This window comes from Desulfosediminicola ganghwensis, from assembly GCF_005116675.2.
Taxonomy (GTDB): Bacteria; Desulfobacterota; Desulfobulbia; order Desulfobulbales; family Desulfocapsaceae; genus Desulfopila; species Desulfopila ganghwensis.
Genome location: NZ_CP050699.1, coordinates 4,682,031 through 4,696,899, shown reverse-complemented (window position 1 = coordinate 4,696,899; position 14,869 = coordinate 4,682,031). Strand labels below are relative to the sequence as shown.

General features: G+C 49.9%; 11 protein-coding genes. 9 read left to right on the top strand and 2 right to left on the bottom strand.

Translation table 11 applies throughout. The annotated features are described in order from the left end of the window. Positions 1-20: 20 nt before the first annotated feature. Complete coding sequence (locus FCL45_RS20160; RefSeq protein ID WP_136797937.1) at positions 21-1,571, bottom strand: VOC family protein; 1,551 nt, start codon at positions 1,569-1,571, stop codon at positions 21-23. A 179-nt stretch (positions 1,572-1,750) separates the two neighbouring features. Between FCL45_RS20160 and FCL45_RS20155 the strand changes: the two genes are divergently transcribed. Both FCL45_RS20155 and FCL45_RS20150 read left to right on the top strand, forming a co-directional pair. After that, positions 1,751-2,239, top strand: coding sequence for a GNAT family N-acetyltransferase (locus FCL45_RS20155; protein WP_136798025.1), 489 nt, complete (start codon positions 1,751-1,753; stop codon positions 2,237-2,239). 65 nt (positions 2,240-2,304) lie between these two features. Then, positions 2,305-2,859, top strand: a complete 555-nt coding sequence (locus tag FCL45_RS20150) for an HD domain-containing protein (protein ID WP_217907609.1) — start codon at positions 2,305-2,307, stop codon at positions 2,857-2,859. A 341-nt stretch (positions 2,860-3,200) separates the two neighbouring features. Here FCL45_RS20150 and FCL45_RS20145 read toward each other — a convergent pair whose 3' ends face one another. Continuing rightward, a complete protein-coding gene (locus FCL45_RS20145; RefSeq protein WP_136797938.1) occupies positions 3,201-3,533 on the bottom strand; it encodes an SPX domain-containing protein in 333 nt (110 codons plus the stop codon). 366 nt (positions 3,534-3,899) lie between these two features. Between FCL45_RS20145 and FCL45_RS20140 the strand changes: the two genes are divergently transcribed. The 7 genes from FCL45_RS20140 to FCL45_RS20110 all read left to right on the top strand — a co-directional run bounded on the left by FCL45_RS20140 (position 3,900) and on the right by FCL45_RS20110 (position 14,801). Then, the gene (locus FCL45_RS20140; protein WP_167495795.1) at positions 3,900-5,324 is read left to right on the top strand and encodes a TolC family protein; all 1,425 of its coding nucleotides are present in this window, start codon (positions 3,900-3,902) and stop codon (positions 5,322-5,324) included. A gap of 1 nt (position 5,325) precedes the next feature. Then, positions 5,326-6,303: an HlyD family secretion protein gene (locus FCL45_RS20135; RefSeq protein ID WP_136797940.1), complete on the top strand. Its 978-nt coding sequence runs from the start codon at positions 5,326-5,328 to the stop codon at positions 6,301-6,303. Continuing rightward, positions 6,300-7,508: an ABC transporter permease gene (locus tag FCL45_RS20130; RefSeq protein ID WP_136797941.1), complete on the top strand. Its 1,209-nt coding sequence runs from the start codon at positions 6,300-6,302 to the stop codon at positions 7,506-7,508. The genes FCL45_RS20135 and FCL45_RS20130 overlap by 4 nt, the downstream gene beginning before the upstream one ends. Then, positions 7,505-8,689, top strand: coding sequence for an ABC transporter permease (locus FCL45_RS20125; protein ID WP_136797942.1), 1,185 nt, complete (start codon positions 7,505-7,507; stop codon positions 8,687-8,689). The genes FCL45_RS20130 and FCL45_RS20125 overlap by 4 nt, the downstream gene beginning before the upstream one ends. A gap of 262 nt (positions 8,690-8,951) precedes the next feature. Continuing rightward, a complete protein-coding gene (locus tag FCL45_RS20120; protein WP_136797943.1) occupies positions 8,952-9,554 on the top strand; it encodes a GNAT family N-acetyltransferase in 603 nt (200 codons plus the stop codon). 1,605 nt (positions 9,555-11,159) lie between these two features. Beyond that, positions 11,160-11,810, top strand: coding sequence for a hypothetical protein (locus FCL45_RS20115; protein WP_136797944.1), 651 nt, complete (start codon positions 11,160-11,162; stop codon positions 11,808-11,810). Positions 11,811-12,161: 351 nt separating this feature from the next. Beyond that, positions 12,162-14,801, top strand: a complete 2,640-nt coding sequence (locus tag FCL45_RS20110) for a DUF3857 domain-containing transglutaminase family protein (RefSeq protein WP_167495796.1) — start codon at positions 12,162-12,164, stop codon at positions 14,799-14,801. Positions 14,802-14,869: the final 68 nt, after the last annotated feature.

Here is a 14,869-nt window from a genome sequence, read left to right as displayed (position 1 = left end):
GGGTAGGTGCAATCGTTATTTCAGGCTGTTGCGGGCTCAGTCGATTGTCGGTTTTGTAGCCACTTCCTGGCAATTTCAATATCTGTTGGAGTGATATTGTGGTCAGCCTGGATTTCAGCCACGTGCACCCTGGCACCATATTGTCTGAGAGTATCTATGAGTTGGTCTGTACTCGCAGCCGGAATAATTCTATCCTCCGTTCCTTTTAATATCAGTGTATTGTGGCCAGTGAGATCCACCGGCACAGGTACGGTGATAGGCAGCATGGGGCGTACCAGTATGGCGCTGGCAAAGAGTTGTGGATGGAGTAAGAGCAATGCTGCAGCGATGTTGGCACCATTAGAATATCCCAACGCAATGAGTTGTTGGGGATTCCGTCGATATTGGAGAGAGACCCGGCCAAGGAAGCTGTTCAGATCTTCACTTCGTTTTCGGATATCGTCTTCATCGAAAACACCAGACGAAAAACGTCTGAAAAATCGCTTCATGCCGTGTTCAGTCACCTGACCGCGGGGGCTGATAATCGCAGCATCTGGTGCTATGGTTCTGGCCAGTGGAATCAAGTCATGTTCATCTCCACCAGTACCGTGGAAAGCGACTATTGTTTGCTCTGTTGTAGGCGGTTTGGGAGGTTCTGAATAAGTATAAATATATTCAACAGCCCGGAGTGGAGCCAAACGCTTTTCGATTTCGCCACGCATGGGTTCATACTCGCCAGGCAATTGCAATTGTAAGCCAAGCTGGGCGATATCTTCGTCAACGGCAAAGCCGGGAGGATCGGTTGCGATTTCAAATAGAACACCGCCCGGTTCGCGAAAATAAATTGAGCGGAAATATTTGCGATCCCGCACCGGGCTTACCGGGTAGTCTCGCTTGAGCAGTCGTTCCTGCCATTCTCTCTGTTCACTGTCGGAGCTGCAGCGGAAGGCGATATGATGGACTGTGCCGCGTCCCTGTAACCCGTCGGGCAGCTCAGGTGTGAGCAGTACGTCGTAATACTGGATAGAGCGGTCCGGCGATTTCAGAGCAAAGCGGTGGCGCCCGGCTTCTTCCCCTACATAGCCCATAAACATGGTATCTTCAAGCAGTCCTCTCGAGTGATCCAGGGAGGTTGCCAGGGCGGTGACGGAATGAAGACCAATGATTCCGTTCTGGTTATACTCCTGGTGGTCGCAGGTTATCAATTCATAGGTCAATCCCTCGGAATCTGAAAATTGCAGCACAGTCTCGCTAAATCTCTGTTGCTCTATCACGTCTATACCCTGGGCTCTGAGGTGCTCTTGCCAATACCCGAATGCTCGCCAGGGTATCGTGAAGGCTATTGAACTGATCATGCCTGGCCCAGGCCTTCCTTTTGGTGCATTTTCCCATGGGAAAAAGGTGACTATTGTGCCGGGATTACCCTGGTGATCGCCGTAATAGAGGTGGTATGTGAACGGGTCGTCGAAATTCACGGTCTGTTTAACGAGCCTGAGGCCAAGAACCTGCTCCATAAAGGTGAGGTTTGCCGGAGCAGATCCGGTAATAGCAGTGATGTGATGGATGCCATGAATAGAATTGGTTACTTGCATACCAACCTCCAATGAATCTTTATCTCAAGGTAGAAAATTCTACTCCCTGATAATGATATTTTAGTATGTTAATCAAAGGATATACTTCGAATGGGAATGTTTCCCATATGAGAAACAATAATACAATCTATCTTGATATCAAGATAGATTGCCTTGGTAATATAATTGCAGAGGGTGAAATGGATAATGGTGTGACTATTCGTGTACTTGCAGGAGCGGATCTGGACGCAACCGCTGCAGTTCACCAAGCGGCTTTTGTCCGGCAACAATGCTCAAAAGAGTGGTTGCATTGCAACTTTAACGCATTTCCCAGGTCTCAACTCTTTGTAGCAGAGAACGTGAAAAATGAGATTACAGGATATATCCTATGGTGCCAAAAAGCAGGTTTTCGATCGGAAGTGGTACTTGAACTGGAGCAACTCGCTGTACATCCAGCCCATCAGGGGCAGGGCATCGGGACCAGACTGATACTCGAATCTCTACCGTTGGTTCAACGGCAGCTGCAAAGCAGGGGAGCAACGGTAAAACACATTATGGTCACCACCAGGGCGGATAATGCGGCGCAACGACTCTACAGGAAAACCCTCAATGCAGAGGTGGAGGCAACGGTGTGTAATTTATATTCAGCCGATGAGGTGGTAATGATTTCCAGAAATATTGCTCTCTGAATAACAGTTGTGTCAACAGACTTGCCTGTTCCAGCTGTTATGGACATCAAGGATGTTTGCCTGTAGTGACATCCAAATCGCTCATGACTTTTCCCCTGATTTTGCCAACCATGCCTATAACCTCTCAACTCATCAACCAGATTAAACAACATTACGGCCTGGACTGGTATGGCACTCATGGTGTTGTGCACTGGAGCCATGTCTATGAGAATGGGATGAGGCTGGCAGCGCAGGACGGGGTAAACCGAAAAGTTGTAGCGCTCTTTTCGGTGTTTCATGACTCCCGGCGGTTGAATGAGGGCGTGGATGACGGTCATGGTCCACGCGGCGCCGGGTTAGCCGGTGAACTGCGGGGTCATTATTCCATAACTGATCAGGAATTCGACCTGCTTCAGATAGCCTGCAGGCTGCATACAGTGGCCGATACCCATCGTGATATCACAGTTCAGGCCTGTTTCGACGCAGATCGCCTCGATCTTGGCAGGGTCGGTAATATTCCCGATCCGCGTTATCTTTGCACCCCGTTGGCCAAAGAACGGGAAATACTCGATTGGGCCTATAACAAGAGCTTGATCCGGAAATTTCCTTGCGATCCTTTTGGGCTTTCGGATGTTTTCTGAATTGTAATTTCCTCGCGAATGCCGTTCTATCACACCTTTTTCACTCCCTGGCATTAAAACTCTATGCCCTTCATTGTTTTGAAACCTACGTATCAATTGCTGCAAAGTGACCCGAAGAGGCACGAACAGGAATAAAACGTTTGTTCAGCTGTAAAGGTGTATAGCTGTATACGTGCATAGGTGTATTTACATAATAACCTGACAGGTCGGAACCCGCAGGACGAGTTTGGTTGAGCATTGGGGAATGTAAAGAGTGTATGGCCCCAGGCTGAGTAGGGGAATCCGGTGCCCTGAAGTGTGGAATAACCATCAGGGCACCGAACGTTCATTTAAAAAACGAGTTATGTTTTTTCCCTGTTGATACACCTTTCAAGGTAGTCGAGCTGAACTTCTATCTCTTTCTTGAGCAGGTTCACATTGGCATGAGCTTCCTTTACCGCGTTGTAGAGCGAAGAGAGTGTGAAATATGGCGGGTCCGGTTCGGGAAGGGGTTTGACCCCGGGAATCGATAACAGGTGGATGCCCAAAAAGGCCACAAGAAAAGCGTCTTTGGGTGTATAGCCTGCCTTTATCAGGCTGTGATACTGTTTGACCGCCGCGGCGGCATCCAGGGCGGCCTTGCTTTTCATGGTTTTATGGAATCGTTCTTCCATCACGTTGCTTGCATTTGCCATGATGCACCTCCTGTTCGATTGTTCTCGTGGATTGTCGTGCGGGTGAAGGGTAAGGTCGGAAAGGGCATGGGCAAAACCGGTGCTTGCTTGATTGTATGCAGATACGGAAAGAAAGTCCACAAGTGGGAAAAAAGGAGTAGAATAGGGGCACCTGATCGTTCCTCACAAGAGAAATACGCTTTCTCTTTGAACTTCCTCAAACATTGTCTTCACTGATTCTTGACGCATCAAAAAGCCCCCCGTATAGTGGACAACGAAAAAATAACAGGATTTCGATGTCTATTGATATATGGCAAATCGCTTATGGCTTTACACCCTTGTGCGATTTGAAAGGATGCGTAAAGGATGGGACAAACGGTAAATAGCGTGAAACGATTTATTTGTCGGACGACGGTAGGAGCATTGGTATGCACTCTGCCTCTTTTTCTCGGCACAGGCGCCGGTGCTGCAGAGATCAGTTTTACCGAGGCCTGGCAGCGGGTGAAAGCGAGTAATGAACTGCTGCAGGCGGAACAGGCGAATATTGAGCGTGCCGAACATGAGCGGTCTGCCAATCGTGATTTGTATTTGCCCCAGCTGAACCTCTCGGCGGGCTATATGTATCTCGATGACAGTGTTGAACTGAGCGGTTCGCAGATACTTGACTCCATTTCAGGAAGTGAAGAACTGCTTGATGCATTGAAGCCGATCCTAGGGTCGATTGGTGTTGATCCGACTTCATTGCTCGGTCTCAGTTCAACCATCAGCGAGCGGGAGGTGTTGATCAGCGGTCTCTCCATGCTCTGGCCGCTCTATACCGGAGGCAGGATCACCGCAGCACAGGATATTGCCAAAGCCAGGGTCAGGGAGTCGGAACTGCAGTATCAGTTAAAACTTCGTGACCGCTTTGAAGAACTCAGCAAACGTTATTTCGGCGTGGTCTTTGCCGAACAGATAGTCGCCACTCGCCTGGAAGTGGAGGCGAGCCTGAAAAAGCACCTGAACCATGCCACCCTGCTCTATAAAAACGGCCAGGTTGCCGAGGTTGAGCGCATGCAGGCCGAGGCTTCCTACGATCGGGCCAGGGTTAACCGGCTGAAAGCCGAAGCTGATCGTAAAATTGCCTCCACCGCTTTAAACAGTATGCTCGCTGTCGAAGAGCCGGCCCAGCCGGCTACCCCGCTGTTCGTGCGGGACGATCTGCCGCTCCTGGAGAGCAGCATAAATGGTGCGCTTGCCGGTTTTCCGGGTCTGGCAATATTTGACGCCAAGGAGGAAATGGTCGCAGGCAAGGCGGCAGTTGAGAAAGGTAAGTATTTTCCAGAGGTGGCCGCTGTTGGTAATTACAGCCTGCACGAGGGTGACGGGCTTGCCTTCGAGCTGACTCCCGATTGGTTTGTGGGGGTGAGTGTAAGCTTGCCTATTATTGACCGTTCAGGGCGTGGTGGGCATTATCGGGCGGCGAAAAGCCTGGAGAGAAGGATCGATCTGCTCAGGAGTCAGGCCAGAAAGGATATCAGCCTGCTGGTGGAGAAGACCTGGCGTGAAACCTCCCAGGCACTGGCCGAATATGAGGGGCTGGAGACATCACTCAAATTGGCGGAAGAAACCGTCGTGCTCAGGAACAAGGCCTTTCAGCAGGGACTTGCCACCTCTCTGGATGTGATCGATGCCAACCTGTTTGTGGCTTCGGTAAAAACTCAGCGGTCGCTTGCCGCCTATACCTATATAAAACGTCTGGCCAGGCTGCTCACTCTCAGCGGGGATGTGGGTGATGAAGGGTTTGACGTGCAACTGATAGAAGGGGAATGAGATGCGTTTTTTACAAACATTGTTGCTGGTAGCTGTGGGTGCAGGAGTGACCGGATATCTCTGTTATGGGTTCTGGCAGGCGTACCAGCCGCAGCCCACAATGATTCAGGGGCAGATCGAGGCGCAACAATACAATATTTCCTCAAAGGTTCCGGGCCGTATTGAGGCGGTGAATGTTAAGAAAGGTGATCAGGTTGCCAGCGGGGATCTGATTTTCACCATTTACAGCCCGGAGCTTGAGGCGAAACTGGCCCAGGCCAGAGCGGGTCAGGATACTGCGGATGCGATGGCAGAGCAGGCCAACAAGGGAGCACGCGATCAGGAAGTTGCTGCGGCCCGTGACCAGTGGCAAAAGGCCAAGGCTGCTGCTGATCTGCTCGAGAAAACGTATGCCCGCATTGAAAACCTCTATAAGGACGGGGTAGTGCCTGAGCAAAAACGGGATGAGGTCTATACCCAGCTTCAGGCTGCTCACTATACTGAGAACGCTGCTTATCAGCTCTATCAGATGGCTGAGGAAGGTGCCCGTGAGGAGACCAAGAAAGCCGCGGAAGGCCAGGCTCGGATGGCTGCAGGCGCTGTAGCCGAGGTAGAAGCATATGCCGCCGATACCAGCATTATAAGCCATAGTGGCGGAGAAGTGAGTCAGGTCTTGCTTCAGGACGGTGAGTTGGCCCCCCAGGGGTTTCCTGTGGTGACCCTGGTCGATATGGATGACGCCTGGGCGGTGTTCAATATCCGTGAAGATATGCTGACCATGTTCAGTAAGGGCACTGAGTTTACTGCCTCGATTCCGGCTCTTGGCAGTGAGTATAGCTTTCAGGTAAGTCACGTCGCAGTCTTGGGGGATTTTGCCACCTGGCGGGCGACGAACACCAGTAAAGGTTTTGATATGCGCACCTTTGAAGTCGAGGCGCGGCCGGTAGAGGCTGTCGAAGGGCTCAGGGTTGGCATGAGTGTTGTCGTGACAATGCCATGATGAGCGGCACCGGAGTACAGCGAAAATCAGAGTGGCGGCTGCTGGTTTCAGATCCCTGGTTACAGGCCCTGACTGGTTGGCTGCCTCTGCTGCTCTTTTTGATGATCTATGCGATCTTTGCGCAAGGGTTGCCCAGGGACCTGGCCATAGGTGTGGTCGACCTGGATAAAAGCCAGCTATCACGAATGCTTGTTCGTGGCTATGATAGTTCGCCGACCCTGGCGGTGACACGATCATATAGTTCGTTGGCAGAAGGGCTGCAGGATATGCGGGGAGGCGAACTCTACGGAGTGGTTCTGATCGGGCGTGACAGTGAAAAGCATATGATGCTCGGTATTCCGCCAGAAGTGAATGGCTTCTACAATAGTCAGTATCTCCTCACCGGCAAACTGGTGAAAGCGGCTCTTGCTGAGGCCCATATGACCACAGTGGCCAGAATTGACGTGAAAAAGCGTCTGCTGGGCGACGGTGCTCGGGTGGTGAGCGAGGCGCTGGCTGGTGCCGTGCCTGTCTCGACCCAGGTGACGGCGCTCTATAACATCAGCCGCAATTATGCGCAGTTTCTCTGCACCGCAATTATCCCGGCTATCTGGCAGATTTTGATCGTAATGGTAACCGTCTACAGTTTCTCCATCGAGCTGCGAAACAACCCCTCCGCCGGGCTTGGTGGCTGGTTACAGGACAAGCCCTTTTCTGCTCTCCTGAACAAACTCGTTCCGTACACCTGTATCTTCTGGTTCCAGGGCCTTGTAACCATAATTGGCATGTTTGTAATCGCAGGTTGGCCCATGCATGGCAGTTTTGCGGTACTGGCCTGTGCGCAGTTACTCACGGTTTGTGCCTGCCAGGCCATGGGGGCTCTGATCTTTTTCCTTATCCGGGATGCTGCCCGTGCGATAAGCACGGCCGGAGCATTCTCTGCCCCGGGGCTTGCCTTTATGGGGGTAACGTTTCCGGTGACAGATATGATCTATCCTGCCCAGGTGTGGCGGAGTCTTTTGCCGGTAAGCCATTACATGGACATTCAGATAACCCAGGCAAACTATGGTGCCACGATTGGTGCTTCCATGTCGGATTTTATTAATCTGTTCGCCTTTGTTGTACCGGCCCTGATTGTGCTGGCATTGGCATATCGTTATCGGCTTAAAGAATCGGAAATTGTCGATAAAAGGGAAGCAGGGCTTGAAGGTGAGGTGCGGGCATGAGTTTGATTGAGCTATGCAAAGCAGAGTTGCGGGCCATCTTCACCAACCCGGCCCTGCTGTTGACAGTTTTGGGCGGGGTATTGTTTTACAGTGTGCTCTACCCCTTGCCCTATGTATCGCAGGTGCCGAGAGAGCAGCAGGTCGTAGTGGCCGATCTCGACGGGAGTCAGCTGAGTAGAAAATTACTGCGCATGGTGGATGCCACTCCCCAGGTAAACATTATCCGGCAGGCCGGTTCCATCAACGAGGCGAAGCAGATACTCATGGAGCAGGACCTGGCCGGAATGCTGGTTATTCCCGAAAATTTTTATCGCGATCTGCTTATGGGGCGGCAGCCTGCTGTTTCATTTGCTGGAGATGCCAGCTATTTTCTGGTCTTCGGCACAGTGATGGAGGGGATGACCGGAGCCGGACAAACTCTGGCGGCGCAGGTAAAGGTCTCGCGACTGCTGGTCGATGGCCAGGCCCTGCCCATGGCAGAACAGCAGTATACGCCGGTGAAACTCCGTCTGCACGCCATGTTCAATGAGGCGGAAGGGTATGTGAATTATGTTATTCCAGCAGTATTTGTCCTTATTCTGCACCAGACCCTGATTATGGGACTAGGCATTCTGGCGGGCAGCGAAAAAGAAAATCTGGCGCGCCAGAAGAGCGTGGGCGAGGAGCCATACTGGCTAAAGGTATCACCGCTTGCGCTGGTGTGTGTCCGGGCTTCGATTTTTGTAGGTATCTATCTGTTGCTCTGCTGTTACTATTTTGGTATCTGCCTGCAAATTTATGATCTGCCGCGCCTCGCAGAGGTGGGAGATATCGTCATGTTCGGGCTGGTATTTCTTTTTGCGACCAGTTTCTTCGGGGTGGCGCTGGGATCGGTGCTTGGCAGAAGGGAGCAGGTGACGGTCATTGCCCTTGTCAGTTCACTGCCGCTGGTTTTCAGCTGCGGTTTTATCTGGCCGGAGACGGCTATTCCCGGCTGGATCGTTATGTTGGTTCAGCTTGTTCCTGCAGTTCCAGGCATAGACGGTATGGTCAAGCTGAACCAGATGGGGGCCTCTATTCAGCAGGTTTTGCCGAATATGCAACACCTGTTGCTGCTCGGCGCTGTGAGCCTGGTGCTGGCGGTGACGCTGATGTCGCGCAGAAAACGTTTGGCGTTAAAAGAGATGAATAAAACGTGCTGAAGCAGTCACTCCTTTCGGGGTGATTGCCTGGTATACCCATTGAATTGTACTCTTAAAAGTTTGGCAGGTAATCAAACCCTGCTGACCTGAGACCTCTTCACACCCAAGAAGCGGTATGCGGGCTGAGCGCAGCCAAAAGGACTTGCAAGAGCCTTGCATGGATATCAACCTTTTCGTCAAGCAGAACCGGGCTGCAAATTGATATATAAAGATACGTCAAAATTTCTGTCATAATCGGTCAGAATAAAAAAGAAGTTCAGATATGAAGTGTCAGTTAAAAAGAACCCGATTGCATGATGTACGTGAGCCGATGTTTAACAGAGCGTGGGAGCTGTATACGCAATCGTTTCCAGCCGATGAGAGGCGATTGCCGGCTGGCCAGTCGGCTGTGATGGCAAAGAATGAGTACAGATGCGAATGGATTGAGGCAGATGGTCATTTTGCCGGTCTGCTCTTTTGGTGGTCAGTTGCTGGTATGCGCTATGTCGAACACCTGGCAACAAGCCCTGGTATGAGGGGGAAGGGGCTTGGTAAACAGATACTAGAGGATTTTATCGCCGAATCGGTATCCCCAATCCTGCTCGAGGTTGAGAAACCCGAACTGGCTGTAACTCCGGCCGAGCAATGGATACGGCAGCGGAGAGTTGACTTTTATACCAGACTCAATTTCATCCTGAATCGTCATGAGTATTATCAGCCGCCATATTTCCCAGGTGGAGAGCGTCTCAATCTTTACGTGATGTCGTATCAGCAACCGCTCTCCAAAGAAACGTTGGCAGAATTTGTCTCTGGTTGCCATCCGGTAATCTACGGGCCTGAATGTCCGACACCCCTCAGGCTGGCTTGCTGCCGGAATGGGAGATAAGTTTGCGGTTTGATCTTAGGAGCGCAAAAAACAAAAAGGCCGGAAACTCCGTACGGGGTCCGGCCTTTTCTGTCCATCTGGTAAAAAACTGCCGAGTTCCAATAGCTTGAATATCATGAACTCAGTCTATAAACCAAAGTTGTCTCATGGATAGTTAACATCTTGTAACCGCCAGTAAGAGGCACAGTTTACAAGGATGTTACTGATGACAACATGGTTCAAAAGGGAAGTCTGCAGTCCACCGGTTGAGTGGCTATAAACTCTATCTCCCTGTCTGGAGCGGGTCATCCCTTCTCCAGGATTTGTTTTGTGTTCAGGTTGACACCTCCATACTTTCGCGCCTTCAGGCTACGACCTTACGGCACGTCATGTTTTAACGTTTGATGGCGACAGGTGATTTGGAGTATTCACACCCCGTAATTCTATGAATTAAGTGGGTATTACGATTATCCCAGTTGTCTGTCGTCCGTGAAGTCAGGTTTTATCAGGCTGAAGTAAAACAGCAGCTTATGAAGCACCGGATACCTGCCGGTTATGCATGTATCTTTTTCATAAGTAGAAAAATCCCATGAATAACAGAGGTAGCCTGATGCTTCAGACCTACAATCGGATAAAACACGAACTCCTGTTAAATTTGTGAATGTTTCCGGGATGAACAGTTGAAGATACTCCTGGTCATAATCTGCAAAAACGGGAGTAGCTTTGCTGCAATTACGACGGCGCAATCAACTGCGCTTTGATGTCGTTATTATGTTCGTACCGGTCTAATGCCAGCCCGGAGTTACATTCATTCGTTACAGGCACATATGGTTGAAGCCGTAGATAGCCTGTTACATCTTTTCACTAAGCAGAGACACGAATTGGAAAAAGAACCATTCTGTCGCTATTCAATGAAGATGTAAACATGGTTTCAATGCGTGAGGTTGAAGAAACGTCTACAACCTCATTACAATGTTCTGCTTCGGGCTATTTGTCTTTGATCTTGAGATCTTCGATGTCGAGATCAAGGGGTAGTAGCTGCCACGTTGTTGCCTCTTTCTCCATAATCACTACCACCGCCTAAATGGTATGTACAGCTTTAAAAGCCCTGTGTTTTCAGAACAAATCGCTGAAAGTGTTAAAATCAATGGTCAGCATATTATCTGCTTGCAAAGAATGGTGGCAGTGGAGTAGCCTGATAGATTTTTTTATCATCCCCAGATACTCTTATCGAGTATGACAGCTGGCAATATAATTTCAGGCTGTTTTGTCTTTTCCTTGTCTGGGGGCATCCTTGCGGCGTGTCACCGGCTATTTAGGTTGTTCTCCTCTGCTGGTATTATCCTATTCTCTTTCAGGCTCAGTCAGCATATTGATATCTGTTGTACTGTAAAGCTGGCTGAACTCTACCCTGGTTGTCGGTGAGGCAATAAAGGTAAATGACCAATTTTTTAGTAGCTTGATTTAACAGCTAGTCATAGCAACAATTAATAAGGGTAAGGAAGGCTAATCGGTGCCATTGGATGACGAGGTATGGATGAAAGTTCATTCTGTGGAATGATCATTGTGCGTCCAGTTAACACCTTAAAGTCTCTTGAAAATTAGAAAAATACAACCAGGTGTGATATGAAACTCTCATATATTCTGATTGCGGCATTGGTTCTGTCTTTTTCTGGCTGCACGTTGGGTGTTGGCCCCTTTACTTCAAGCAAATTACCGGATGAGTGGTCAGCCACAAACGGGGTATTGGTCATTGCCACCGACGCCACGAATAGAACCAGCGATCGCTTTGCCTATTATTACTCGTTTGTCTCAGCCGACAGACCGGATTTCAAGATTAACCTGCGTCTTCTGGAGACGAGAAAAACAGCGGTGATAGCTGATATGATCCCGGGTCAGTATACCCTGACGGGAGTGAAAGTTGTGAGTGAACCCACCAGCCAAATCAAGACTTTTGTAGCCCCGGATATCAGGCAGATGAAACACCCGGTGTCGTTCACAATTGAACCGGGGGCTATTACGATTCTTGACTATGGTGTGTCGGCTGCCCAGGTTTATCCAAATGGGTTCAGGTTTGAGGATCTCATGCAAAATATGCAGCTCAAGAAACTCTCGGCGGTGGATCGGAGTGTTGTCCTGCAGGATTTGAGTCTGCGTGGAAATCTCTCTGCCTGGAAGGTTGTTGAAAGTGAACCGACGGGCCATCTCCCTGAAGTAGCATTTTCAAACAGTTCGAAAGCCTTTATCAGAACCTATATCAGGAGGTATGACGACTGATCGAATGTAGAGTCAATATCGATAACATGCGTCAGGGCCGTCATTGGGATTGAGGCTTCCGGACAGCATAACGGGACGTTTGGTTTTCCAGCCGGCAACTGCCGAATCGGCGAGCAGGCAGAGCGAATACAAAAGGGTTACTCCACAACAGGAGTAACCCTTTTGTTGTATGGAGTGCACGCTATGGGCAGGCAAGGTTCCGTTGTGCTACCGGCGAAGATGGCATGATGTTGGGTAAATAATTGAAATCTTGTGGTTAATGTGTTTTGCTGTGTTGGTCTCAAGGATTATGTCCTGTAAAAACAGATAGATGTGGTCACAGCTCCGCTCAACTCTACCTTGATGGTTCCCATGAAATTTCGTCTTGTGCTGTTCCTGGCTGCAATTGTTGGGTGTGTTAGTCCAATATATTCTGCAGAGGCCGCTGAATATACGATGGCCTCTGAACCGGCATGGGCGGCTCCTGCACAATTGCCGGAAAAGGGGTGGGCGCAAAGGGCGGATCATACCGAAGGAGTGGCGTACCTGCTGCTGGACAGGCAGTATCTTGTCGATTCGGAGGGACAAAAATTATTCGTCCATTTTGCCGAACAGGCTGTGAACCCATCGGGTGTCGGGGAGATATCCCACATTTCCATTGAATTTGATCCCTTATATGAAAAGCTGAGCCTGCATAAGCTGGTTATTCACCGTAATGGCGAGGTCATTGACTATCTCAGTCGTGCCAAAATCAACCTTATCCAGAGAGAGACCGGTCTGGACCGTCAGATTTATGATGGTGAGAAAACACTGAACATCTTTATCGAGGATGTCCGCGTCGGTGATATTGTTGAGCACAGTTATACTTTGGCCGGCGCAAATCCTGCCTTTAACGGTCACTTCGCAGAAGCGCTGGCAACACAGTGGGCCGTGCCGGTGGGGCGGGTTCATTATTCCATTCTCTGGTCACGTGATACAACACTCTACTTCACGACGGCAAACTCAAATATCAAGCCGCAGATCGAATTTGATGGGGATGTTACCCGTTATACCTGGCGATATGACTATGTGGAAGGGTTGTTGCTCGGTGACACTTCGAATGCCCCGGCATGGCATCAGCCCTATGGAAGACTCTACCTCAGCGACTATGTAAGCTGGTCGGAGGTGAGCAGGTGGGGGTGGCAGCTTTACAGGCAGGACCAGGGGGATGGTTTGGTCAAGGAAACCGCAACCGCTCTCAGCAAGGGTACGCGTTCAGAGGAAGAGCGGATTTTGGCGGTGCTCAGGTTTGTGCAGGATGAGATCCGTTATCTTGGCATGGAGATGGGCCTGCATTCATTTAAACCCACATCTTCCGGGCAGGTTATTGTTCAACGTTACGGAGATTGCAAAGGCAAGGCGGCTTTGATGGTAGAGTTGCTGAGAGAACTTGGAATTAAAGCACAACCGGCTCTGGTGCACAATTCGAAAGGGCTGAATAGAGTACAGTTATTGCCGACGCCCAAAGCGTTTAACCACGTGATTGTCTTTGTTGAGAGTGAGGGGGAGCGATATTGGCTCGATCCGACTCTAAGCTATCAGCGAGGTGAACTGGATGGGTTGTACCAGCCGGATTACGGGTATGCAGTTCGAATATCTGAAAACGGCTATGAGTTGGAGAAGATGTTTGAAAACCGGCCGTCTCTCCACAAAAAAGAGGTGACAGAGGTATTTGATCTATCAGGTAAAACGGATGATAAAGTCAAATATACCATCAACACACGACATGAACGTCGTTTTGCAGATCACATCCGCAGAAATCTGTCGGAATCCAGCCGTAAGGAGATCGAACAGTCGTATCTGGATTATACAGCCCGGTATTATCCTGACGTCGAGCGGATAGATGGGTTGCAGATTATTGATGATGAAAAAAATAATACAATTACAGAAATTGAGCAGTACAGCATCTCGAAGATATGGGAGCAGCAACAGGGCGATAGCTATGAGTATGCTGGTTTTGAACCCGGTCTGTTATACAATTATATAAATAAGGGTATTTCTGTGAGGCGGTCGGTACCGCTGGAGCTGTCGCATCCAATACAGATCAGACAGACTACCATAATCAAGCTGCCGGAAGGCTTTGTGTTTGAAGAGCAGCACCAGCAGATAATCGACAAGGCATTTCGCTTCAGCTATGATGTTCACTTTGAGGATGCTACCCTGGTGCTGGAGTATAGTTATCAGTCGCTCAGTGATCATGTTTTGCCTGCAGATCTCGTCGACTATGCCGGTCATATGGATCAGGCGTATGATCTGCTCGGTTTCTGGATACAGCAGCCCAGCCCGAATCCTTTTCAGGGCCACTTCGGGATTGATACCAGCGACCTGAACACCGGTATGCTGGTGACTATTTACAGTACCGCGGTATTGGTGTGCGGGATTATGTGGTGGCTGATCTTTTTTTACGATCCAGGGTTTGCCAGGCGGCAGTCTGGCGAGAGCAAAACGGAGGGTATCAGAGGCTGGCTGGTCATGCCGGGAGTTGCCCTGGCAATGTGCCCGGTGCTGGTGATCTGGCTGAATTGGGAGGCAGGCTTTCTGTTTTCAGCTTCTCAATGGGCACAGCTTGGTCAGCAGTTTGGCAGTTCAATGCAGCTGGTGGTAGCATTGCAAATGATTGGTGTGGTTTTTTTGCTCCTTTTTCCCCTGGGGCTGCTGGTACTCTATTTGAGCCGACGCTCTACCTTCCCGAAGCTTTTCCTGCTTTACCTGCTGGTATGGCAGCTGTTCGTTATCAGTGATGGTGCGGCTATCTGGTTGTTTGATGTCGCAGATCCAGAGACTGTCCGGGCAGGAGTTCAGCAGTTCCTTGGGGTTACTCTTGCTGTGCTGGTAAGCGGTGCCTACCTGTTGCGTTCAGATCAGGTCAAGGTGGTTTTTAACCAAAGGAAGACCCCTTCCCCTGATGGAAACATTGGCGAATCAGGTGAAGAGAATGAGGGGGTGGTGGCGCTTGGGTCGCTGAAAAACTGAAAAGTCAGTTCCAATGATTTACAGGTTTGCTGATTTCTTTACCGAACTATCAAAGACACAGGGGGTAG

What these genes read in the sequence shown, in the direction of transcription:
- FCL45_RS20130 (WP_136797941.1), top strand. Translation starts at nt 6,300, where the DNA reads ATGATGAGCGGCACCGGAGTACAGCGAAAATCAGAGTGGCGGCTGCTG.
- FCL45_RS20115 (WP_136797944.1), top strand. Translation starts at nt 11,160, where the DNA reads ATGAAACTCTCATATATTCTGATTGCGGCATTGGTTCTGTCTTTTTCT.
- FCL45_RS20160 (WP_136797937.1), bottom strand. Translation starts at nt 1,571, where the DNA reads ATGCAAGTAACCAATTCTATTCATGGCATCCATCACATCACTGCTATT.
- FCL45_RS20110 (WP_167495796.1), top strand. Translation starts at nt 12,162, where the DNA reads ATGAAATTTCGTCTTGTGCTGTTCCTGGCTGCAATTGTTGGGTGTGTT.
- FCL45_RS20125 (WP_136797942.1), top strand. Translation starts at nt 7,505, where the DNA reads ATGAGTTTGATTGAGCTATGCAAAGCAGAGTTGCGGGCCATCTTCACC.
- FCL45_RS20135 (WP_136797940.1), top strand. Translation starts at nt 5,326, where the DNA reads ATGCGTTTTTTACAAACATTGTTGCTGGTAGCTGTGGGTGCAGGAGTG.
- FCL45_RS20155 (WP_136798025.1), top strand. Translation starts at nt 1,751, where the DNA reads ATGGATAATGGTGTGACTATTCGTGTACTTGCAGGAGCGGATCTGGAC.
- FCL45_RS20120 (WP_136797943.1), top strand. Translation starts at nt 8,952, where the DNA reads ATGAAGTGTCAGTTAAAAAGAACCCGATTGCATGATGTACGTGAGCCG.
- FCL45_RS20145 (WP_136797938.1), bottom strand. Translation starts at nt 3,533, where the DNA reads ATGGCAAATGCAAGCAACGTGATGGAAGAACGATTCCATAAAACCATG.